Below are 24294 nucleotides of genomic sequence, written 5' to 3'. Positions count from 1 at the left end.
CCTTTAAAGTGACCCCGTACGCTCGTTATAACACCCGAAGCACAAAGCCGTTCATGTTCGCACCACCATACATATCTAACCATGGATCAACTCCGAAAGATGTTCGGACGTTTTCTTAAGTTCCCGATTAAATTCCACTCGACGATTAAATTGTTTCTCTTTGCCTATCTTAGAGCGAAGGGACTCGCATCTTTTCTCGAGTGATCTTATCTCTTCAATGCGGGCATTAAGCTCGAATAGACCTTCATAGTCACGTCCCTTATAGGGCATCAAGCTTTGTAATAGCTGGCTGTAAAGTCCCTCTAGATTTGTGGCGACGGGTAAGACTTGCCTCTCGCTCTGTTCAGCCACCCAGTTAGAGGCATAATAATGTTTGCCTGGCTTGCCGCCCTGCCATTTTGGCGAAGCGACAGCTTTACGATTGTCGCCATATGCCAATTCAAAAATTATCGGAAAGGCAATGGCTTTGTCTATATGTCTGAGAACATCATCATCCAATTCTTCACCTTTAAGCCTAAGGTTAAAAATTTGAATTTCAGGCACATTTTTTGAGGCCATTAGATTGATCGTTTCAGGGGCTAGTTTATAAATCCAACGCACTTGCTCCACTTGGTCGGAGAATAGGTCTCGAATACGCGGTGTTGCTTTCTCATATGAAAACAGCTTGGTCTTGGAGACCATACGGTCAAACTTCGCTCGCTTTGGATATGCGAAGAGGGCACTCAATTAAGTCTCACCATATACAACAATAAAACCCAACAGTTCAAAGTCATCCAGACCAGCTATGGAGTCGAGAAGCGCGGTTGTGCGCGCTCCAGTAAAGAGGCTGTCAATGTCCTTGTCCTCTTTGACATTGATCATAGACTTGATGGCACTATCTAGAAGGTCTGAATAGGCCTGCATATTACGGCCATCTTTGGTGTTTTTGTTGAAATGCTCCACGACCTTTGCAATCGGCTCTGGATAAGGTTTACATGCCGCTCTGGCCAAATCGAGTAAGTGTTTTGCCCGAGAGTGCTCGGCGATGATTTCTCCATCATGCCCGATATAGACCAGATAAAATGGATGGAGCCTGTTATGGCCACCAATATCCGGTGTTGTCGCCTTGATGTTTTTCATAGCGAAAATAACGCCCGGGACGAGCCCTTTTTCGGGTGCCGCAGTGACAACTGTATGAATTCCATTGGGTAGTTTAGGAATATCGGGATGATCTTTGAGATAGCGGACCAGGTCCATTCGAAAGTCATTTAGACCGAGATCAGTGATTGATACGCCAGTCTTCAAATCTTCTAGCTCAATGACTTCGTCCTGAAGGCGGCGAAGCTGTTCTTTACGGTATTCTGTGTCATTGGCTTTAGCAGAGAGGACATTATCATCCCCCGTCGCTGAGACATCGGCGATAACCATGCGCGACTCTACACGGTCTTTAAGATTGATATATTCATCAAGTGAAATATCCGGCCAGTAATTGACCAGCTGTATATCCGTATTTGTGGAACCTATTCGGTCAACCCGACCAAAGCGTTGGATAATTCGCACAGGGTTCCAATGAATATCGTAGTTGATGACGATGTCGCAATCTTGAAGATTTTGTCCTTCGGAGATGCAATCCGTACCGACCAGTACGTCAATCTCGCGCGGTTCATTTTCAAGTATAAGGTCTTTCTTTTTGGAACGCGGCGAAAATAATGTCATGACTTCCTGAAAGTCATAAGATGTTCCCAATGTCGATTTCGGATTGCCTGATCCGCCGGTTACGCAGGCTGAATGGAGCTGGAACTGATCCGTCACTTCTGCAGAGAGATGTTTATACAGATAATCTGCAGTGTCAGAGAAGGCCGTAAATATAAGCGCCTTTTTATTGCCCGGATTGAACGGGTCCAAGATTTTGTCTTTAACGCTTTGAATCAAGTGCTGAAGTTTGAAGTCGTCTTCAGGGCTGACCTTTTCCATTTCCAGCAAGAGATGTGAAAGAAGATGCTGGTCGCCTTGGAGCTCGTGTTTCCAGCTCGGCAGGTCGATATCGGCAAGATCTATTTTAATTTTTCCACCAATCAATTGTTCTTCAGGTGTCGGGAGCTCATCATCATCTGGATCAAGGTCATCGATTATATTATCGATAGACTCCATTTTACCAGTGGCTTCGTAAGCGGCAATTTTCTCAAGCGTTGAGAGATAAAAGTTATTGAGCTTTTCGAGTGTCAGCCGAAACGCGTGGACAGAACTCTCAAGACGCTTAAGCAAATTTACAGTCATCAAGCTTTGCAAAGCCTTTTCGCGGTCCATTTGCGTGAGGCGGCCTTTGCCTTCGCGAACTTCAGTGTCGTACATCTCTTCATATTTTTTGAGACGGCTCGGCAGGACATAGCTGATTGGCGCGTAGACTGACATTTTGACCTGCCTGAGGTCCGTGTAGATTTCGTTGAAGCTCATGACATCCGTGCGGCTGGTCAGCTTACAACGATGTGAAACAGGCTGTCGTCTATTCGGGAAATCGCCAATATCTGCCGTATCATAATACGTTGTGATGTGTTTGCGAGACCGAGCGATAGTGACGCTATCGAGAAGTTTGAAAAAATCAAAATCAAGGCGCTCTAGGATAAGTTCCGCCGTGCGCTCTTCTGTAGGCAGTTTTGACCAGTCATTAAAAACGGCCTGCGCCCGTTTGAAAATGTCTTCAATGGGTCGTTCAGTTCCGAGCTTTTTAGAAAGCGTGGAGGATTCTCCTTCATAGGCCAGAGCCAATTGATTGCGTAGATCCGTGAAACGATTATTCACCGGTGTAGCTGAGAGCATAAGGACTTTGGTCATGACGCCTTCTCGAATAACCATACGCATCAGTTTTTGATATCGTGTCTCTTTCTCTTTGAGCGCTTCATTATTCCTGAAATTATGAGACTCATCGATAACGACCAGATCGTAATTACCCCAATTGACCTGATTGAGCGGAAGTCCAAGACTTTCACCACTCGTTCGGCTAAGGTCCGTGTGGCAAAGGATGTCGTAATTTAGGCGGTCCTTGGCTAGAATATTTGTTTTTAGATTGCTGTTATAGGTCTGCCAATTTCCCGCGAGTTTTTTCGGGCAAAGGACAAGTACAGCCTTGTTACGTAGCTCGTAATATTTGATAACTCCAAGAGCAGTAAAAGTTTTACCCAGACCAACACTGTCGGCGAGTATACAGCCATTATAAGTCTCAAGCTTATTGATGAGACCAACAGCCGCGTCTTTCTGAAAATTGTAAAGTGTATTCCAAACCACGCTGTCTTGATATCCAGTCAGGTCATTGGGAAGGACGTCTTCACTTAAGTCTTCAAGAAACTCATTGAAAATATTATATAAGATTAGGAAATAGACTTTATCTGGCGCGTTTTCCTGATAGATATTTTCAATGTGATTGCAGAGCTGTTCCGTGACATCCTGAAGCTTTGTAGGGTCACGCCAGATATTCTCGAACAAATCGAGAAATGTTTTCGCCATAGTCGGCTCATTCAAGCAGTTGACCATGTTAGAAACCGCATTGCCTTGCTCATACCCAAGGTCTACAGCCGTGAAGCCCTGAATTGGCATATAAGCCATCGCATCATTTCCAGGTATGCACGCGAATTGTTGCATAGGCGCAGAGGTTGTATTGGATTTAAATCGCGCTTTCCGCCTTATCCAGTCTGCGCATTCCTTGGCGATAGCTTTTTGGGTAAGCTGGTTTTTGAGCCTGATTTCAAACTCCGTCCCGTAAAGGCCACGTTCGCGGTCGCGTTTTGGAATAGAAAATTCCCGTCGTTCTTTCCTGATTTTGTCGGATTGCTCATTTGGAACGAAAGTTGGAGCCGTAAAAATAAACTCCAACGCGTCGACCTTCTCTAGCTCCTTTTTCAAGGCCTCATAAGCATAGATAGAAAAGCAGGACGCCGCGATTTGCAGTTTGGAACCTTTTTTTATTCTGCCTTTGAGATCGTCCCCAAAGAGATCGTTTATGTTGTCAAGCGTTCGCAAAATGCTCCCTCAATAAAAATGACTGAATACAAGAGCTGAATGCAACAACACCTCACGCGCTCACTACAGGATAGGCAGGCATATCCCAATCACCATGAATGTCTTCCATCATCAGGCTAATGAAAACGGGAACGAGTGTTTCCAATATTCGCATGCAATCTCGGACTTGGTCACGGTTAACTCCACTTTGCCATGTTGCACCGCCGTGAATAATTTGATTTCTGAGCGTGTATATACGTGGAAACAAGCTGGATAGCACGCTGACTGTATCTTGTTTCATGAACGATTTTTGCGTGAGCTTTCTGGATGCAGCAAACCACATCTCCCATTCGCTCTTCGATACCACTTCTTGCTGATAGCGCCAGAACGGAGCAAAGACGTATTTGTTTTCGAGGAGAATGCGAACCGACCCCGAAAATTCGGACCAAATTGATTTATAGATAACCTTGCTTGCATCTAGCTTCACCAGTCGGTCGAAGAATGATTTCATTTGGTCTTTCTCAGATGAAGCGTCGTGCTCGGGTACAGTTTTGGCGTATGCCGCGTTAAATGCAATCCAATAGAGAATGAATTTTATATCGCAGTCATCTTCAATTTCAGCAGGTTTGAGCCAGGATAAAGCGCGATGCACCCTTAAAGAGAGAGCTTCGGGATAATCCTTTGAAGTTCGTATTTCTCTATGCCGAGCTTTAAGAACACTAAATGTCAATGTTTGCCCCACCAATTGAACTCCCTCCCAAAAGCAAGATTGTAGGATATAGTCTTAGTTAATGAATGATTACTGAACACGCACTCAACTTTAAAGGGCTTAAAAATAAGCTTGCGACTCATCCATAAAGTGAGTTTAGCTTGTGAGAGTTAGTCTGCCCAGTTAAATTGCATAGTAAAAAATACAACTTACATGGATTTGTACGAGACCACTAAATTCATATTTCTTTGAACGAATCTTAAACTAAAAATTCGCTGCATCCCGCATAACGTCGTCATAGAGATGGGCATATCGTTCAGTTGACTTGATGCTCTTATGACCCAGAAGCTTCCCAACAATCGGAAGTGACAAGTTTTGTGATACCGCTAAACTTGCATAGGTATGACGCAAATCATGAATTCTCACATCGTCAATGCCCGCCATTGCACGTAGCTTTCTCCACGGCTTTTGCAAATTTACCAAAGGCGAGCCACTTCTTTGTCCGACAAATATATATGGGTTACCACGCTTGTACGGAATGGCCTCGATATAATCCCGCGCTTTGTCACTCAACCATATTGTTTTCTTTCCCGACTTGGAATCCGGTAAATTGATCTTGCCATTTTCGATATCGACATATTCCCACTTCATGGTCAAAACTTCTTGAAGTCTTGCTCCTGTCATCAGTAAAACTCTTATCGCATGAATAACCGAATGAGACACCAAGTGTTCTTTTTGTGCTTTTGACAAAGTCTGCTCAAGAGAGACTATTTCGTCCTGTGACAGATACCTTTCCCTAGGCGTTTCTTTATACTTTCTGATATGCTGAGTGGGGTTCGTATTTGCATCTCTTAGCTCCCACTCTTCAGCAAGGTTGAACATTTTAGATAGCAAGGCGAGCAAGCGATTTGCCTTCACGGGTTTTGCGCTCATTGAGCTGTGAATTCTCACAATATCCTTACTGCGAATTTCCGAGAGACTCTTTGAGCCCAGTAGCGGCTTAATCTCCTTTTCGATATATCGCGCGTCATCTTCAATACTGCGTGGCTTTTTGTGTAACCGAGCATAATCCTCTAGATACATATCACATAGCTTTCGCATCGTGATCGCTTTTTTCTTGGGGCGGTCTTCTACAATTGTTTTTCCAAGAGTGACATTCGCTACCATACCCTGAACCGTTTTACGAGCGGCCTCGGCTGTAAGTGTCTCAGGGGAACCTATCTTCCTGTTTCGTCTGCGGCCGTCTGGCGTTCTGAACTTATAGATATAAGATCGACGACCGGAAGGCTGCACCCGCAATCCAAAACCTTTGACTTCTGTGTCCCAAAGATACAGATCTTTACCTGCTTCACCCTTGAAAGCACTGACACTCCGAGATGTAATTTTGCCCTTCGCCATAATAGCTCCACCCTCCACTCTCAAATTCAAGGGTCCAAATAGGGACCAATTGCAGAGGTTTCAGAAAGAACCCCTGTGTACGCGGATGAACAATAGCACTAATTTTATATAATGAATACAGTCACTTAGTGACGCGCAGTGAAAATGAGTGATGTGGAGAGAACTGTTTTTTTTGATTTGTAATCAGGGGGTCCGCGGTTCGAGTCCGTGTGGGGGCACCATTTTCCTATCATAGCAAGTTGCGTATGCCTCTGAAAAGTCTCGGAAAATCCCTCTTCCCTGTACTTTCCACACGGTAACTCGCGTGATTTGCCTCACTTCTTGCCTTACAAAAGGCGGACGCAGGAGATGGCAGGATGAAAGCGATTAGACGGCCCGACCAATACCTACGGTTACGCGGTGATATATGGCATTATGTGCGGCGCGTGCCCAAAGCAGTCAGGCAAATAGACGACCGCACATTGATTGGCTTTGTCACATTAATATCAATTTTCAGACATTCTGCTAAGCATACGCGATGACAACCTCAATCTATTCTCGCCATCGCTTCCATTCGGACATTATTCGACGTGCTGTTTGGATGTATTTCCGGTTCAACCTCAGCTTCCGGGACGTGGAAGAACTCATGGCCGAACGCGGAGTTGAATTATCTTACGAAACGATACGTAGATGGGTCGATAAGTTTGGGTCGACTTATGCAAAGCGCATAAAGTGTCGGTCTGAAGACCCCTCTCCTGTTTGGCATTTGGACGAAGTCTATGCAAAGATTGGTGGAAAGATGGTTTACCTTTGGCGAGCCGTCGATAACGAGGGAACGGTTCTGGATGTTGTTGTTCAACGAAGGAGTAATGCAAAAGCAGCTACACGTTTGCTACGGAAACTCCTTAGAAACCAAGGCGTCTAGCCAGAGCGCATCGTTACAGATAAACTCGGATCATATGACGCAGCACTAAAGGAACTGGGCATGAAACATTTGCAAGACGTGGGAGGAAGAAACAATAATCGCGCAGAATACTCACACGTTCCTATCCGGCGAAGATAACGAAAATCACAAAAATTCAGGTCGGTGAAGAACGCTCAAAAACTACTCTCGGCCCACGGTCAAATCTACAACCTATTCAATCACCGACGCCACCTCATCTCCCGATCAACACTTCGAAAGTTCAAACATCAGGCAAACTTAGAATGGAACTTAGCGATGGCATCATTGTGCTCGTAAGAATGCAGAATGCGGAAGAACTCATTCGACACAGTTAACGTGACAAAGTCTACTAAACTGAGATGTCTTATCCCCTGAAGGGCCTCCGCCCGCAAACCAAGCTTTCCATCTTTTCTTTCAAATGGGCCGAAAATCCGACGGCAGATCCTAAAGCGCCACTAATCACGGTTTCCGCATCAAGACATTCGTCACATTTCCAAATGTTATCAGTCAACTTTGTCTTTAGTAATAGCTTTTTCTAGAGGTATTATTAACTCTACACAGAGGTCGCCGCTTGTCCTTATTAGGCTATTCTTAATAGATTTTTTTTCGATACTTACATCATCATGTAGATCTGAAATGATATCCCATATCCGTTGATTAATACTTTCCAACTTTTGCAAGGTAGATTCATTCGTCATATTAACAGCCATTTCTATCTAGACATTGACTATCCACAGAGGCAGGTAATCAATCTATCTACCAGCCCTATCGGGCCGTTCTAGAATACCGCCCCAATGTCTTATCACGCGTCCAGCATAATGCTTACTGATGAAAATGTGCCTAATACTAATTGTATGCACATGCCGTCCTACTAATCCCATAAGTATGCGTTCTCAGTCATTCCCAAAAGGCGGCATTGACATCACAATTAATGAAAGCTCTGCCTTTTCCCTCGTCGGCCAGAGGCGGGCCTAACGCGCCTGCCTCCGCTTGTGTAGCGAGCTTAGGCAGGCGCATCGCCTGACATCCGACCTGACACCCGAATAGTATCAAGCTAGCCATATGAGTTTGATCAAAAGTTTAATTACGCAGAGCGCGCCACTCGCTTAAGCGCGTCACCCGTGAGAAAAATCGCGCTTGCCAATAAAACAATATCTTTGAGCAAAAACTGCCCGGGCACGACAGAGAGCGCAGGAAACCCGCCAAGACTGGCTTCCCAAACAGGGGCTGTCAGAAGGTAGCTCGATGTGACAAGGAAAGTCGCTAACGCCCCGAGTGCACCGACAAGGGCCAATTTTGGGAATTTTGCCCCTAAGGCGATTATAATTGCCAAAGAAATTTCAATCGTGCCGATTAAATTAGACGCCCCTTGAAGACTGAACACACTATAGAGCCAAGAAGTAAGCGGGCTAGAGGCGACGAGGCCTTCTATAGCACCCGCTTCATAGGCCGTAAATTTCATTGCGCCAATCCAACCTAAGACAGCGGCACCAGTAAAACGAAGTGAGTGCAAACCGATTTTACTTATACGGTCTCCAAGCGCATTAATTTGGCCAGCAGAATATCCAGCAATTTTATTATTAGAAAGTGTTGCAGTCGAAGTCATGATGTAGTCCTTGATTTATAGACCAACTGGTCTATATTTAGTTATAAATTAAGCAGCCTTCTGGCTGCGGTGAAGTTGATATAGACAATAGGAACCGATTGGTCAATAATTATGAATTCACAAACGCGTGATATGAAAAAACCCTCGCAACCGGTCGGGCGGCCCCGAGAATTTGTTGAAGAAGACGTACTTGATGCCGTCATGAAATTGTTCTGGAAGCAAGGTTATGAAGGCACAGGATTGAAAGACATTCTGACAGCAACTGGCCTCACCAAAGGGAGCATATATAAAGCCTTTGAAAGCAAACATAATCTTTATCTAAAATCACTCGAAAGATATGAGAAAATTTATGTGGACTCCGCTGTTACTTCTTTGAAATCAACAGATGACCCTATCTCGCGGCTAGATGAGTTTCTCTCAGCCCCCATAAAGAACATGTCTGTGAACGCCCCCAATAAAGGCTGCTTCCTCTGCAACTCATCTGCAGATCGCGCTTCCTCAGATGAAGAAACGCGGGCTTTGGTACAAAGAAGTTTTAGAAAACTCAGTGCGGCCTTATCAAGCGCGATATATGAAATTCGGCCAGAATGGCCAGAAAAACGTATTCAACAAACAGCGCAAATGATGCTGTCGGTTTATTCGGGCCTTCGGATCATGTCGCGATCACGTGAAGATATTGATATAATGAAAGACGCCAAAGACGGCGCCTTAGCGTTGATAAAATAGGCCGTGGAAACCGCACAGAGCACTGAACACAGAACTCTGAGCACAGAACGGAGAGCACAGACACTGAGCAGAGTACGCATTCTGATAACCGAGTCTGAACCCATCATATGCGCGCCTTTCAGCCAAATGAAAGACAACCCCGTCTATTTTGATAGTCTCTTATAATGGTCATAAGGGTTCCCAGGATAGTCTGTGCTTAAACTAAGACCAGCCGACGCATCATTTTTACTTAGGTCGCACTGTCCCGTATTCTTATTGTAATCGATAGATTTGCAATAAAAACTGTCTTCATTCACACATGCGCTTTGACATTGCGCGACTGTATAATTTGAGAAGGATTTATGATTATATCCGCTTAAAGCAGCATTTCGCGTATGAGAGAATTTCTCCGCTATGGCTGCCTGAGACGCCTTAGAAACTCTTTTATAATGATCATAAGGGTTTCCAGGATAATCTCTTTTTAGAGAGGTCTTTCCAGAAGCGTCATTCTTGCTCAAATCACAACGACCTGTCTCCTTGCCGTAATCAAAAGATTTACAATAGAAACTCTTTTCATTCAGACAGGCGGATTGACACTGAGCAACTGTGTAATTGTTAAATGTTTTGTCGTTGTAACCGCTCAGGGCTGCATTCTCTGTACGAGAAAATTGATCGGATACAGTGTTCTCATTCTGACTAAATTGGGCGCTTTGTGGCCCTCCGCAAATTTCTGCCCCGCCAGACAAAGTACTGATAGAACCCTTTGTCCACTTAAAGATATCATCAACACGTCCTATCGTCCGTGGGGCGGATGTATTTAACCGAAAAGTTCGTGTGCCATTGCCTGGAATTGTCCAGCCTTGGCGCGACGAATAAAGTGATTTGGTTTTGACCACATCACTACGATAAAACCCATAAACATCAATTTCAGCCAATGCCCATTCAGAGCCAGCTGCGCTGCCAATTGTCGATAAGCTTTTTGAAAAAGGCGCAGGCTCTGCCTTTTCGACACCTGTAACAAAATTATTGAAGCTTCGGTTTCTATCCGCATCCGTTTCTTCGTCACTCTCAAAAAACGCAGCGGCCAGAACGACGGCTCCGTTTGGCGCCAACGTCGCAGTCAATGTTGGCCAAGTCAGTGATTTCACATCACCGCTATCCATCCCGTCATTTACGGGGTCCATTTTATAAGAAAAAGATTGATCTTTAAGCTGTGGCCGCACCCTGATTTTCACAGGAAAATGAACGAATTGTTCTTGCTGAGTCAAACTCCCATTGAATGCGGTGAATGATCCAAATGCAAAAGGTTCATCACTGTCGCTCAGAAACCCGTCCACATCAGATTCTCTGATGACTTTAAGAGATTGGGGCACAATTTCGAAATTTCTATGGCCAGCAGCCTTAGTCTGATTATCTAATCCAGATGTGCCTTTATCCGTTATCTTCACGGATATGCTATATTTGCCTTCACTTTTTCCATCACCAACCAGCGTATAGGTTTTATTCGACGCCCCTCTCAGCTCAGAAAAATTGATAGTTTTGACATCATTACCCACGACATCTTCTATTGACCCAAAATTTACGGCAAGTTTTGAAGGGTCGAAAAAATTTTTAATTTTTTCGCCGACATCATTAAACACGGCCTCGACGGCATCGCCCGTTGTGGCCGCCTTACTTTTCAATGTCAGTGATATGGGCGCCCCCTTAATCGGACCAATAGTATAAACATCATTATCACCGCGCTCGAAATCATTATATGCTAGGGCGCGCCCCATTGGAGTGTCACTTTGCACAGACGTAAGCGCCAAAGATGTCGAGGCATTCGACCCTATGGGCATATAATCTAAAGTGAAATCTTGAGTCCCAGCAGAGGATTTGACCGAGGCGATAATATCCGCGTCTGTCCCCGCCCCTTGCTTATCAGCCGTTTTTAGACGGAGACGTAAATACCAACCATCCGCGCTTTTCTCAAATGTGTGAGTCCCAAGCCTTGGGTTATTGACGGGGTAAGGCCCCGCCGAAAGAAACTGAAAAGGCATTTGGGAGAAATCTTCAAATTGCTGGGTACGGCTTTTCAAACTGACATCCTTCGTTTGGCCCGATCTAACTCTGTTCCAAAAAGAGGGATGTTGAACGGACATATATCCATCAATGGACTTAACCCATTGCGCTGTGGATTCAGTGGCTAATAATTTTGATGTTGCAAAGATACGCTCATGGTCTGATGCACAACTTCGCGTGGTCTCAACAGGACAAGACTGTGCATGCGCAGCGCCTTCATCACAGGACACGCCAAAATTAGAGATTAGGTCACACTGTTCTAAACTAACAAAATTATTTGATTTCCCCGTAATAAAACGACCGTTATCATTCAAAAGTCCACGCGTAATCCCACCAGGCTTTGCAAGGTATGATGAATCGAGCGCAATGCCTTTTGGATTAAGGACCAGCGCACTAGGTATTCTTCCCGCAACGGATTGAACATCGAGGTTTGTGTTCCCCGTGGGGCATTGCCTATATGAAATACAAAAGGTTGACTGATTATAAGGAGAGACACCACTACAGGCGATATCAGCAAAATCTTCCATCTGCTTATATTGCGCTGTCCTGAAGACAGAACACTCTAAAGACACCTTCCCATGATGGTGCTGCGCCGCCCGTTCTGGTGTCTCATAGGCCCCTGTATAGAGATTATTACGGCGTTGAGAGGGCGTTGAACATTGCCAAGTTTTATTTCGATTGGCCTCTGTCGAAATAAAACTCGAATGCGAATAGAAATCCTGTACAGCGTGAACCGAAACCCCCAAAATATTATAGGCAGCCGCTACGTCATTTTGCGAAGCCGCCCATTCGAGTCCGGCCAATGTGCCCCCTCCATAGCGTCTCCAAGTATCTTCGACACCACTGACGGTAAAAAGGTCATCAAAATGCAAGCGTTCTAGGTGATGAAACTGAGCCAATGAGGCTTTTAATCGGTTGTCCTTGTCTGCCAAACCACCCGCATCTGAAAAACCTTCCGCCCACCAAATAGGACTATATAGATAGCTATCAATGTAATCTGCGTGCCAACCAATCGCTGTTGCGGCTGCTGGACTAAAGCCTATTCCCGGAAATGTATCACCACCAGTGCGGCCTTTAATGGCATTATCGCCCGCTAGCGCTCGAAGGGAAATATCGAAATGATGAAAGGGGGCTCCGCTTAATATGTCCTCGCCCGCATAGCCAAAGGCCATGCCTGCCGCCATTAGCGACACCCCCGCTGTGCTCAGTGATAACTTTTTACGTCTTGATAGAAACTTTAGCATGATGGATCGCCCCCGATTGCAATCCGTATTGAATATGCCAAATGCCTCGCAGAGCTCAAAAGGGCTTGTGCGTATACTTTGGCGGGCCCCACTGACCACCACAACAGATAAACAATCTCAGTTCTTATAGCATCTTTGTCATCATTAGGGAACACCACTAAATTTAAGGAGACCATGCCACATGAATATACGAAGCCATGATTTAATTTATAAATTTATTACGCAGTGATTTGACTTGCGTAATCTTCACAGGCCTATGCCCGACTCAGTGCCCATGAAGATTACAATCTCTCTGCTTGCAAGCTCATGAATCTGCTAAATTTCAATCGTAATTAATTGATATCTTGAACATCCATAACAAGTTTGCCCCAATTACGCTGGTTTTCAATGTCATGCTCAAGACTTTGTTCATCCGCTAAACGAAAGCGTTTGAGGGCAGGCGTCTTGCTTGTGGCCTGATACAACCAGTAGGCTTCGGCTTTTAATGCCTCTTCAATGGGTTTATCTATGCTCTCATAAACCATCTGCTTACAGGCATTAATGGACTCGGCTGGAAATTGCGCGATGCGCTTTGCAAGAGCATCGACATAGTCACCGATTTCATCGGGCTCTAATGCTTTATTAATTGTGCCAAGACGTTCGGCATCATCAGCATCATAGTCTTGTGCACTAAGGATAATCTCTAGAGCTTTCCCAAGTCCCGTTTGTCGCGCCATACGTGAGGCTCCGCCGCCGCACGGCAAGATACCCATACCGACTTCCATTTGCATAAACTTGTACTTACCGCGCGCGGCAAAACGCATGTCGAGCGCAAGTGCTAGCTCATGACCACCACCTCTGGCGAATCCTTCGAGTTTAGCAATTGTGGCCTGTGGCACTTTGCTTATTCGCTCACAAATGGTTTGCAGGTCCAATAACTTTGCATCCGCTCTAGAGACCGCTTCATTGGACATATCCTTAAGGAGTTCGGTATCATAATGGCAAACCCAGATTTCAGGATTGGCAGATTGAAAGATAACGACCTTTGTCTGTCTGTCGCGTTCGAGACGCATGGCTAAGCTGTTCAAATCGGCAAGCATTTCCTGCCCTTGAAGATTGACAGTTCCGAAGTCAAAAGTCACCGTCATGATGGCGTCGACTTGATCGACCGCGAATGTTGTAAAGCCTTCATATTTCATTTTATTTTCCTTTGTTTTGGACACAGTGAGAGAGCACGCTCGAAAGCGCGGGGTTAAACCAGATGGATAAAATCAATCTGGAATGCAGGGATGTAGAGAGATTAACGGATTAGCTAATCACGCCTTCAATGGCTTTGATGAGGCGTTTGTTTTTTGCGGAATCTAGAGCATCAGGGTGTGGCTCTGTGAAGGCCTTGCGATCATTGTCATAATAGCGACCAGACGCATCCGCAAAAGCATCGCTTAATGACGCGCGCGTTAATATATCTGCGCCAATGCGTAAGTCCTGACCGATACGACCATAAGCCTCTTTGACCATTTTACTGCCTAAAAATGATGCAGGATTAACGGCAATTATGGCGGGCCCATTCTTGCCAAGCGCTTTGGCCATCTCATATGACCACATAATCAGTGCGAGCTTGCTCTGAGCATAAGCCTCACCAGCAGAGAAGGCCTGCTTATCTAGGAAGCCTTTCACATTAACAGGCGCTTGAGCTGCTGAGGCTAAATTCACAACCCGTCCATTTTTATTAAAAATAGGGAGTAAGGCTTTCGTTAATTGATACGGCGCCACAACATTGACGATGAAGCGCGCATCATATCCACTCTCAGTGACGGGGTTCGACATTTTGAAGACGCCGGCATTATTAATTAGGATATCAAGTGTATCAAAATCATCCTTCACCTTGCGGGCCAAAGCCTCAACCTCGGTCAGCACCGAAAGATCCGCTCTGTAGGTTTTAATTTCGCCGGCTCCTTTCACGGAGGCGATGACATTTTTGACCGACTTCAGCTTGTCTGTGTTTCGGCCATGTAGCAAAAGTGTATGCCCTTCTGGGGCCATCATCTTGGCAGTCTCAAGGCCAATGCCATCAGTGGCCCCTGTAATTAATATCGTCTTTGTCATGATATTTGTCCTTAAGCGTATATCGGTTTCAATTGTCTCAGTCATTAAAAGGGCGCAAAACCATCTGGGCGGTTATCGGGTATTGTCCATCTTTCCTTCGCGCTGATGGGCATCGAGGCTGGTCCGTGCGGATAAGGCGTCTGTCCCCCTTCCCCGTAAAGCCATAAAATGAAATTATGCCGCTCTCCCTCTGTGATAGGCTCCGATGCGTGCGCGACATTGCCATGGTGGATTAAAGCCGTCCCTGGTTTAAAGCTCAGGCTCTCTACTTTTCGGTTTACCGGATCAATAAATCGTACAGCGGACCCTCCAAAGGATTCTTCTGGTAGGTTCAAATTAATATTGAGCGTCACGCTTGATGCATCGGTATGTGGTCGCAAGGTCGTATCTTTTCCTGCTTGCCAGGCAATTGAAAAACCAAAACTTTGACTATCATACCCATAGGTATCCGGGAGTAATAACCGAGAGACGGGCCGCATATATTGGTTGATCAATTCATGATAGAATGTTTGAAAAGTTGGAGTCGCCAGATAACCTTCGGATCTTGGGTCAAGCATCGCGCCTCTTCGATTAAGGACAATGCCATAAGGAGGTCGTAGGGGAATATCGGCTTCAAATACTTTGTCGAGATAAGCTCTTAAAATATGGAGTTTTTCTGGGTCAAAGAATTGCGCTTCAAACACATTTGGAAACACTTCTGTCCATAGGTCTTTGACGGCGATTTCTTTATTTGGGTTTTTCCAGCTTTGCTCAATCGCGCGCCGAAGCGCGGGCGCATACAAAGAGGCATCCAAAACGAATTGCTTGTTCCCTTCTTTCTCCTCCCACTCTGCCCAGGCTGCCTCGAAAATTTTTGCGTTTTCATGCCAAAATTCATGAACGCTAGGGTCACGTTGCAACATGGCTTGCCGCGTTGGACGGGAAACTGTGCGGGCTTGTGTCAATAAAGTTGTCGACATGGTTTTCATTCCTTTCAGGAATTACTCGTATCGCACAAGAGAACGGCTCTCGATGCTTTTACGCGGTGTGGAAACGTCGCTCTCACTCAAAATATCGAGGGCGCTATGCGCGATGTGAGGACGATCTTGATTATCGTAGATGTTAAAGATTATGGCTTCTTCGGGTGTCATCTCAGATTGATAGAACCACTCATGTCTATCATTGGCTGCAACACCAAGCACTTGGCCCACACGATCGGGGTAAACGACATTAATGTCCATCCAATCTCCTGCCTGCATAGAAGCGGGTTTAATGAATCCAAGAGGGGAAGATTTAACGACAGTCTCAATGGGCCGCCACACATTCACAAATCCGAATTTACCTTTACGGAAGTCTTCAGCACGGGCTTCCCCCAAGAGCTCATCTAATCGCTGCTCTGCGCTGGCATGGGTGAAATCATTATGAACATTACGCGCGGGGCGCCGCGTCGCTTCTGGCTCATCGACACGAACAGTATGGTCAAAAACTATCACCTCTTTTGCGCCTATGGTCTGCTTCAAAAGATTGATGAGCTCTGCCTCATATGGCTCACGCCAGTTTTCACCCTCACTAAAGCGAGACACCTTGGTAGGAGATGTTACAAATGATACGCCATCATCATTGAAATTTAGAGGTTTATGACTTGAGCGCAAATCATCGACTTGCACTTCAGTCGATGCAAGCTCAGGCGCAATCAGCTGACCTGACATGCCATCTCCATCTAGGACAAAAGCCTGCGGAATATTCTTTTTGACGTGGTAATTTACACGGGCTTTGGTTTGCATTTTCCAACTCCAATTCAATTTAAGCCGTCATGGCCGTTTTGTTGATTTAGAGATAATTTATTGAATTATGAAAATAAACGCGCTATATTTTGAAACAGTTTTTAGTTTTTGGATATAATAAAGCTATGGATACGGAAGCCCTTAGATTATTTGTTATGGCCGCTGAAATGTTGAATATCAGCGCAGCTGGCCGACAATTAGGTCTGGCGCCAGCTGTCGCCGGCGCGCGCCTCGCTAAATTAGAAAATCAGCTTGGCGCCGATCTTTTGCACCGTTCAACACGGAAAGTCTCTTTGTCATTGGAAGGCGCAGAATTCCTGCCTTTTGCCAAAGAAATAATTGCACAAGAAGAGGCAGGGCTCGTCGCCCTTGGCAAAGGAAATCCCGAAGTATCGGGAACGCTCCGCTTTGCCTGCTCCAGTACTTTCGCCCAGCTTTATGTCGCCCCTATATTACCAGAATTTTTAACCCGTTACCCAGAGATAAGCCTTGATTTGCGGTTCTCAGATACCCAAGCCAAATTGATTGAAGGAGGGTATGACCTCGCTTTGCGTAACTTTGCCCTTGAAGATAGCGCAATGATGGGACGAAAACTCGCAGATGATAAACGTGTGCTATGTGCCTCACCTGATTATCTAGCAGAACATGGAACGCCACAAAGACCAGAAGACCTTGCCCATCACCGCCTTGTCGTTTTTGGCGGGTTAAAGCGCGATCTGACAAGTCCGAAAGGTGAAGTTCACCAATTTCCACCAAGCCAAGCCAAAACCCGCGTGCAATGTGATGACGGGGCAAGCACACGCCTTGCCACCTTGGCAGGGGTCGGCATCTCTATGAGTTCCATGTGGAGTATCCATCAGGAATTGCGAAAGGGTTCACTCCTCAGAGTCTTACCTGAATATAGAGTCGATGATGGCTCGGCCATTTGGCTCGTCTATCCAAAATCAAATGTTCTGACGGCCAAAGTAAGAGTGATGATAGATTTTCTTATAGAGAAAATCGGAACACCGCCCGTCTGGACACAATAGTTTTATATAGAAATTCTAAAAACTGATTATCCTTTTAGCTCGCTTATCATTAAAAGGAGCACAATCTAATTAACCTCAACACAAACAATAATTGAGGTTACCCCATGAAAGCAATGTCCCTAAAATCATATGGTGAGACTGCAAAGTTCGAACTGGCTGATATTGACGAACCCACAGTTACCAATGGTCACGTCTTAGTCCGCATCGCTGCGAGTAGCGTGAATACAGTAGATACGATGATCCGCCAGATGGGTCAGGAACAATTACCGCTTTCGCCTGACCTGCCGGCCATTCTCGGCATGGACTTTGCTGGTACGGTCGAGGCTTTTGGCGAAGGCGTGACAAACTTTGCTCCTGGTGATGAAGTCTATGGCTGCGCAGGCGGCCTCATTGGTTTGCAGGGCACATTAACAGAGCTAATTAACGCTGATGCAAAGCTCATTGCGCATAAACCGAAAACACTTTCTATGCGCGAAGCCGCCGCAATTCCACTGGTAGGCATTACCGCTTATGAAGGCTTAAAACGCGCGGGCGCAAGGTCTGGACAAAAAATCTTGGTTCAAGGCGGCTCTGGCGGCGTCGGCCACCTTGCCGTACAACTCGCCAAACATATGGGCGCTGAAGTCTTCGCAACGGATACAGGCGACAAACGCATGGAACTCATTGAAAGTTACGGCGCAACAGCTATCGACTTTAAACGTCAAGCCGTGAGTGATTATGTGGCCCAATATACCGATGGTGCTGGGTTTGATATTATTTTTGACTCTGTGGGCGGACAAAACCTTACAAACTCATTCGAAGCCGCAGCGCTCAATGCCCATATTGCAACGACAGTGTCTTTGCTCGAGCTAGACCTAAGTCCTGCCCATTTTAAAGGTCTCTCGCTTCATGTTATATTTATGCTTATTCCGATGCTTCACAATCATGAGCGCGAAGTCCATGGCCAGATTCTTGCTGAACTTGCCAAAATTATTGATGCGGGCGCGCTAACGCCGCGGCTTGATGATGAGGCGTTTACATTAGAAGATATTAACGCAGCCTATGATCGCCTTACGAGTGGCCAAGCCATTGGCAAAGTTGTCGTATCAATTTAAAAGCAGAGGAGCAAAAAATGAAAAATTTAAAATCACGAATTATTGCGCCCTTCTTTGTCGTCATTGGCGCTTGCTCTGGGGCAGAACCCACAACTTATACCCAGACACAAAAAGACAGCATCACCCTTATGACGGCAGAGGATGTCTCATATCAACCGCTCAATCCAGCCAGAGGTGATGCCAGTCCGCAGGCGGGCGTGCTTTGGGGAGATATCTCCAAAGATGTCGCGTCTGGTATGGTTTTGAAATTCTCTGACGGGTTTTCGTCCCCGCCCCATATTCACAACATCACCTATCGGGCTATAGTTATCAGCGGGGCAATCCACAATGATGACCCTGACGCCGCAAATATGTGGATGGGGCCGGGAACATTTTGGACACAGCCCGCGGGCGAAGTGCATATAACCTCTGCGCAGTCTGGTGTAGGCGGGACAGGATTCCTTGAAATATTAGAAGGGCCTTATTTGGTACAGCCCGGTGAGCTCGCATTCGAAAGTGGCGAGCATCCTCTTAATCTAGAAAGTTCAAACATGGTTTGGATGAACGCAGACCAAATGAATTGGATTAAGGTTGATGATATAGAGGACGGGCCTGAGGTTACTTTGCTCTGGGGTAATTTATCTGAGAGCGCCTTAAGCGGCTCAATGATTAGGTTGCCACCCGGCTACCAAGCTAATCTTTCTACACATGGCGGAGAGCTTAAGTCCGTCATCATACAGGGTAATGTTACCCATACTGTCGCTGGAGTTACAGCGCCCACCGACATCAATGCAGGAAGCTATTTCGCATCAGCAGAGAACATACCCCACACCCTTAGCTGTAATATCGAAACGGCTTGCTTGGTTTACATAAGAACGGAAGGGCGTTTTCAAATTAAATAGTGCGATAGGCACATTTAGGCCGTGGTACATCTTCGGCCTTTTTTGGTTCCTGCCTTTAACAATCAATAGATATAATCATAATCTCCGTTCTGAATTAATGCGAATATCAGGTGTAAGGCTATGATTACTTATTTCATGAATGAGAAAAATAGAGGCCATAGTCTAGCGGACTCATATTTTTCACTTACAGAGCCGTTTGGCTCTGTATTTAAATAATATGTCGCGATTGTCGCAACAATACTCTGCAAACTCTTTAAACAGGCTTATTCAGACCAACTGCCCAGCGCTCTATAAAGGGCCGTTGTATTTTGCCCTTTCAGAAGCTGAACAAGTATATGTTGTTGACGCCCAGTGAAATCTTGGCGCTGCGCATCCAAGACAGATAAATAATCATCAAGACCTTCTTTAAACCGTTCTCGAGACAAATAGAGGGTCACCCCTGTATCTTCGGTAAATTGGTCTAAAGCGGAAAGGCGTGCATCAATCGTACTCGCAACGGCCAAGGCGTCAGAGGCTTCTTTAAAGGCCGTTTGGATGGCTTGTTCATATTGCGCCAAGGCCAGTGCTTCAGAGGCCTTTGCCCCCTCTAAATTCGCATCACGGCGGCCACCGTCAAATATAGGCAATGAAAGAGTTGGGCCAAAACTCCATCCCAAAGCGCCGCCACCATCAAACAAATTCTTCAACCCTAAGCTTGCCTCTCCGACAGACCCCGTCAAAGAAATCGTTGGAAAATATGCGGCCCGCGCTGCAATGATATCAGCACTCGCGGCCTTCAAAGAGGCCTCAGCCGCAATAATATCAGGGCGGTTAAGTAAAACTGAGGAAGACAATTCAACAGGAATATCAGTTTTTACAGGATAGGGCGTAAGCTGCACCGCGGTAAAAATTGATTCTGGAATTTTACTACCCACCAATAGCTCAAGCGTGTTTTTGTCTTGCATGATCAGCGCTTGTGATTGCGCAACATCTGCCAAGGCAGATTGCATAGAGGCGGAGGCACGGCGCACATCCAGCTCATTCGCGGCGCCGGCATCCAACAGACCTTGGGTAAGCTCTAAACTAACCTTTTGATTGCTTGCTGTTTCTTGGGCAAGATTAAGTAAGGCCTGATCCGCGCCCAACTGCATCCATGCGTCCATAATGGCTGCAACGACCGAAATACGCACGCTGCGTTCACCAGCTTCTGTAGCTAAATATTGCTGGAAAGCGGATTCTTCTCGGCTTTCAAGCCGCCCAAAGAAATCAAGCTCATAGGATGAAGCCCCAATTTGAGCGACTGTACTATCAGAAAAGAAAGCCGAAGCTGTTGTTCTATTGCCGGCAATTCTGCCGCCTTCTGTTGCGCTCCCTGTTACGGATAATGTGGGCAAGCGGTCAGCCTGTGAGAGCCTTAATTGCGCGCGCGCTAATTGGACATTAGCCGCCGAGACTTTAAGATCTCTATTTTCATCGAGCCCCATTTCAATCAAGGCCTTAAGCTCAGGCGAAGTGACCAGTTCATCCCAATATAGAGGCTTTGAGGGAACGGAATCATCTGTCATTCTCAGAGCCGTCTCTACGCTAGAGCTAGGCGGCGAATACACTTCAGAGAGACTCGCGCACCCCGTCAAAACACTACCAGATAAAAGCGTCAAAATTACATGTTTATACGTCATTTCTTACGCCTCCTGTTGAGGTAAATTAGGCTGAGACGCGGCGCTTTGCTCGACTTCAATTTGCTTCTCGGTTTTCTTGCCAGTTAAACGTCTTACGAAGACATAAAATAGCGGAGCAAAGAAAATCCCGAAAGCGGTCGAGAAAATCATCCCCCCGAGAACAGCCGTACCAATTGCCACACGGGCACCTGCCCCTGCGCCTGTGCCTAGCGCCAAAGGCAAAACACCAAATCCAAACGCCAAAGATGTCATCAAGATAGGACGTAATCTCATGCGAACCGCCTCTAGGGTTGCCGCAATTAATTCTTTACCTTCTTCTTCAAGATCTTTTGCAAATTCGACAATCAAAATTGCATTCTTAGCGGCCAGACCAACGGTCGTTAAAAGCCCCACTTGGAAGAACACATCATTTGATAATCCACGGAAATGCGCGGCCGCAACGGCGCCAGCAACACCCAAGGGCGCCACGAGCAATACAGCAACGGGGACAGTCCAACTTTCATAGAGTGCCGCCAAACAGAGGAAAATAAAGAGAATGGATAAAGCATATAGTATTGAGGCTTGGTTGCCAGATTGCCGTTCTTCAGCACTCACGCCTGTCCACTCAAAACCTATACCTTCTGGAAGCGCATTTATCAGGCGCTCCATTTCATCCATAGCAACACCTGAACTCAACCCAGTGGCAGCCGCACCTTGAATGTTAAAGGCCGGAACACCGTTATATCGTTCGAGCTGCGGAGAGCCAAAACCCCATTCCGCGCTAAGCAATTCATCGACGGGAATCATGTCTCCATTGCTATTTCGCACACGCCATTTTGAAATATCATCAGGCTGCATCCGCGCTGACATTTCACCGCCTAAAATGACACGTTTAATGCGGCCACGATCTAGGAAATCATTTACGTAATTAGACCCCATTGCAGAGGATAGAACAGAAGCTAGGTCGCTAGTTTGTACGCCCAAAGCTTGCGCCTTTTTATAATCCATCTCTAGATTATATTGCGGCCCATCCTCACGCCCATTTGGGCGGACATTGGCCAGGAGCGAACTTTGCGCCGCTTGTCCAAGCAGCATATTTCGTGCGTTCATCAACGCTTCGCGTCCTAATTGCGCTTCATCCTTAAGATAGAGGTTAAACCCACTCACCTGACCAAGGGCAGGAAGTGCCGGCGGCGTCAAAGCAAAGATAAAACCATCTGGGTGATTATGCATCGCCATTGTCGTTCGCATCGCAATTGCCGCCGCAGCCTGACTTGGATCTGTTCGTTCATCCCAAGGGTTAAGCGGCGCAAATGATAGCCCCTGATTGGCCCCTGCTCCTGCGAAACTAAAACCTGAAACAGCGAAAACACCTTTCACATTCTCAGCTTCATTTTGCATATAATGATTGGCAACATCCGCCATAGTCGCTTCTGTTCGCGCTTTTGAGGCATCACCCGGCAATGTCGCCATAGTAATAACAGCGCCTTGGTCTTCATCAGGCAAAAATCCATTGGGTAGGGATTGAAAGCCCAATCCCATCACGACTGTAATCACGGCAAAAACGCCCATAAATATCCAGCGGCGGCGCAAAATACGCGCAACGATACCTTCATATCCGTTTCTAAGGCGGTCGAACCCTTTATTGAAAAGATCACCCGGTTTGTGGAGAGGGCCTCTTACTTCGGCTTTGGGCCGTAAGAAATTCGCTGCGATTGCAGGTGATAAAACAATCGCCACAATCACTGACAATACCATTGCCGAGACAATCGTCACAGAGAACTGACGATAAATAACGCCCGTAATACCGGGGAAGAAGGCCATAGGGATATAAACCGCTGATAACACAACAACGATACCCACAAGCGCGCCTGAAATCTGATCCATTGACTTTTTGGCGGCTTCGCGTGGGCCTAGCCCGTCTTCTTCCATAACGCGTTCGACATTTTCAACGACAACAATCGCGTCATCAACCAAAAGACCAATAGCAAGCACCATGGCAAATAAGGTCAACATATTTAACGAAAACCCTGCCACAGACATAATGGCCAACGTCCCTAATAATACCACGGGGATCGCCACCATAGGTACGAAGGTCGCGCGTAAGGATTGTAAGAAAACAAAAATAACAATGAAGACCAAGATCACGGCTTCAACCAATGTCTTTTGAACCTCATGAATAGACTCTTCCACAAAGGGGGTCGTATCATAAGGCACCTCAATCGACATGCCGTCTGGGAGCGAACTCTCTAATTCATGGACAAGCTCACGAACGGCTTCAGCCGTTTCAAGAGCATTAGCTCCTGATGCAAGAGACACTGCAAAGCCAGCCGCAGGGTGCCCATTATATGTAGCCCCAAATGAATATTGTTCAGCGCCAATCTCAACATCAGCCACTTCGCCCAAGGTCAAAGTACGCCCCCCCGCTGTTGTGCGGAGCACGAGTGCGCGGAATTCTTCGGGAGTTTGCATCAAAGACTGCAATGTGACTGTGGCTGTATATTTCTGATCCTTTGATGTTGGCGCATCCCCCAGTGACCCAGCGGAAACTTGAGAGTTTTGCGCCTGAATAGCCGCAATGACATCGCTGGGCATAAGGCCAAATTGATCTAATTTACTGGGGTTCAACCAAATTCGCATGGCGTAACCAGAACCAAATAACTGGGAACTACCGACCCCTGGAATTCGGTTCACCGTATCCAAAATGTTACTCTTAATATAATCCCCAAGATCAAACTGATTATATTGCGCATTTGGAGAATAGAGCGACACAACCATAAGGAAACCTGCGCCAGCCTTTGTCACCGTCACACCCTGACGCTGCACATCTTGCGGTAAGAGCGGCGTCGCCAAAGAGAGTTTATTTTGAACCTGAACCTGTGCGATATCCGCATCAACATTGGATTTAAACGTCAAAGTCGTCGTACCAACCCCTGATGAGCTTGAGGTCGATGACATATAATCAAGTCCATCCAGACCTGTCATTTGTTGTTCGATGACTTGCGTGACCGAATCTTCAACCGCTTTACCCGAAGCGCCAGGATATGTTGCCGTAACAGTAATAGTCGGCGGGGCTATTTCTGGGTATTGCGCAACAGGCAAACTCCGAAAAGCCAACAAGCCCATGAGCATAATACCAATCGCGATTACCCACGCGAAAACGGGTCTATCAATAAAATAACGCGCCAT

16 protein-coding genes and 1 pseudogene are annotated in these 24294 nt (G+C 46.2%); 5 read left to right on the top strand and 12 right to left on the bottom strand.

All coding sequences use genetic code 11. From position 1 onward, the window contains the following. Positions 1–75 precede the first annotated feature (75 nt). The 4 genes from DES40_RS12525 to DES40_RS12510 form a co-directional block, all read right to left on the bottom strand. Entirely contained in the window at positions 76–726 is a 651-nt protein-coding gene (locus DES40_RS12525; RefSeq protein ID WP_147405911.1) for a DUF4391 domain-containing protein, read from the bottom strand. Next, positions 727–3993 (bottom strand): helicase-related protein, encoded by a 3267-nt coding sequence (locus tag DES40_RS12520; RefSeq protein ID WP_121102666.1) that lies wholly within the window; start codon positions 3991–3993, stop codon positions 727–729. A 52-nt stretch (positions 3994–4045) separates the two neighbouring features. Next, the gene (locus DES40_RS12515) at positions 4046–4702 is read right to left on the bottom strand and encodes a HEPN domain-containing protein (protein ID WP_121102991.1); all 657 of its coding nucleotides are present in this window, start codon (positions 4700–4702) and stop codon (positions 4046–4048) included. Positions 4703–4945: 243 nt separating this feature from the next. Beyond that, entirely contained in the window at positions 4946–6079 is a 1134-nt protein-coding gene (locus DES40_RS12510; protein ID WP_121102664.1) for a site-specific integrase, read from the bottom strand. A 517-nt stretch (positions 6080–6596) separates the two neighbouring features. Here DES40_RS12510 and DES40_RS12505 point away from each other — a divergent pair. Next, a pseudogene (locus tag DES40_RS12505) lies at positions 6597–7298 on the top strand (IS6 family transposase). A gap of 787 nt (positions 7299–8085) precedes the next feature. Here the strand turns inward: DES40_RS12505 and DES40_RS12495 are convergent. After that, positions 8086–8607: a YkgB family protein gene (locus DES40_RS12495; RefSeq protein ID WP_121102660.1), complete on the bottom strand. Its 522-nt coding sequence runs from the start codon at positions 8605–8607 to the stop codon at positions 8086–8088. A 132-nt stretch (positions 8608–8739) separates the two neighbouring features. On the opposite strand from DES40_RS12495, the gene DES40_RS12490 reads away from it, so the two are divergent. Next, positions 8740–9333, top strand: a complete 594-nt coding sequence (locus DES40_RS12490) for a TetR/AcrR family transcriptional regulator (RefSeq protein WP_121102990.1) — start codon at positions 8740–8742, stop codon at positions 9331–9333. 143 nt (positions 9334–9476) lie between these two features. On the opposite strand, the gene DES40_RS12485 is transcribed toward DES40_RS12490, so the two are convergent. The 5 genes from DES40_RS12485 to DES40_RS12465 all read right to left on the bottom strand — a co-directional run bounded on the left by DES40_RS12485 (position 9477) and on the right by DES40_RS12465 (position 16465). Continuing rightward, positions 9477–12617: a PAN/Apple domain-containing protein gene (locus DES40_RS12485; RefSeq protein WP_121102658.1), complete on the bottom strand. Its 3141-nt coding sequence runs from the start codon at positions 12615–12617 to the stop codon at positions 9477–9479. A gap of 332 nt (positions 12618–12949) precedes the next feature. Further along, positions 12950–13795: an enoyl-CoA hydratase/isomerase family protein gene (locus tag DES40_RS12480; RefSeq protein ID WP_121102656.1), complete on the bottom strand. Its 846-nt coding sequence runs from the start codon at positions 13793–13795 to the stop codon at positions 12950–12952. A gap of 109 nt (positions 13796–13904) precedes the next feature. Next, entirely contained in the window at positions 13905–14702 is a 798-nt protein-coding gene (locus tag DES40_RS12475; RefSeq protein ID WP_121102988.1) for an SDR family NAD(P)-dependent oxidoreductase, read from the bottom strand. 44 nt (positions 14703–14746) lie between these two features. Next, the gene (locus DES40_RS12470) at positions 14747–15661 is read right to left on the bottom strand and encodes a phytanoyl-CoA dioxygenase family protein (RefSeq protein WP_121102654.1); all 915 of its coding nucleotides are present in this window, start codon (positions 15659–15661) and stop codon (positions 14747–14749) included. Between the two features lie 21 nt (positions 15662–15682). After that, on the bottom strand, positions 15683–16465 hold the full coding sequence (locus DES40_RS12465) for a CmcJ/NvfI family oxidoreductase (RefSeq protein WP_121102652.1): 783 nt from the start codon (positions 16463–16465) through the stop codon (positions 15683–15685). 125 nt (positions 16466–16590) lie between these two features. Between DES40_RS12465 and DES40_RS12460 the strand changes: the two genes are divergently transcribed. From DES40_RS12460 to DES40_RS12450, 3 genes are all read left to right on the top strand, one after another. Next, positions 16591–17493: a LysR family transcriptional regulator gene (locus tag DES40_RS12460; protein ID WP_121102650.1), complete on the top strand. Its 903-nt coding sequence runs from the start codon at positions 16591–16593 to the stop codon at positions 17491–17493. 104 nt (positions 17494–17597) lie between these two features. After that, on the top strand, positions 17598–18587 hold the full coding sequence (locus tag DES40_RS12455; protein ID WP_121102648.1) for a zinc-dependent alcohol dehydrogenase family protein: 990 nt from the start codon (positions 17598–17600) through the stop codon (positions 18585–18587). Between the two features lie 17 nt (positions 18588–18604). Further along, complete coding sequence (locus DES40_RS12450) at positions 18605–19468, top strand: DUF4437 domain-containing protein (protein WP_121102646.1); 864 nt, start codon at positions 18605–18607, stop codon at positions 19466–19468. Between the two features lie 263 nt (positions 19469–19731). Here DES40_RS12450 and DES40_RS12445 read toward each other — a convergent pair whose 3' ends face one another. Both DES40_RS12445 and DES40_RS12440 read right to left on the bottom strand, forming a co-directional pair. After that, positions 19732–21126 (bottom strand): efflux transporter outer membrane subunit, encoded by a 1395-nt coding sequence (locus DES40_RS12445; protein WP_121102644.1) that lies wholly within the window; start codon positions 21124–21126, stop codon positions 19732–19734. 3 nt (positions 21127–21129) lie between these two features. Beyond that, entirely contained in the window at positions 21130–24294 is a 3165-nt protein-coding gene (locus DES40_RS12440) for an efflux RND transporter permease subunit (RefSeq protein ID WP_121102642.1), read from the bottom strand.

The sequence above is a fragment of the Litorimonas taeanensis genome (assembly GCF_003634015.1).
Taxonomy (GTDB): Bacteria; Pseudomonadota; Alphaproteobacteria; order Caulobacterales; family Maricaulaceae; genus Litorimonas; species Litorimonas taeanensis.
This window is presented reverse-complemented; position numbering and strand designations above follow the sequence as displayed.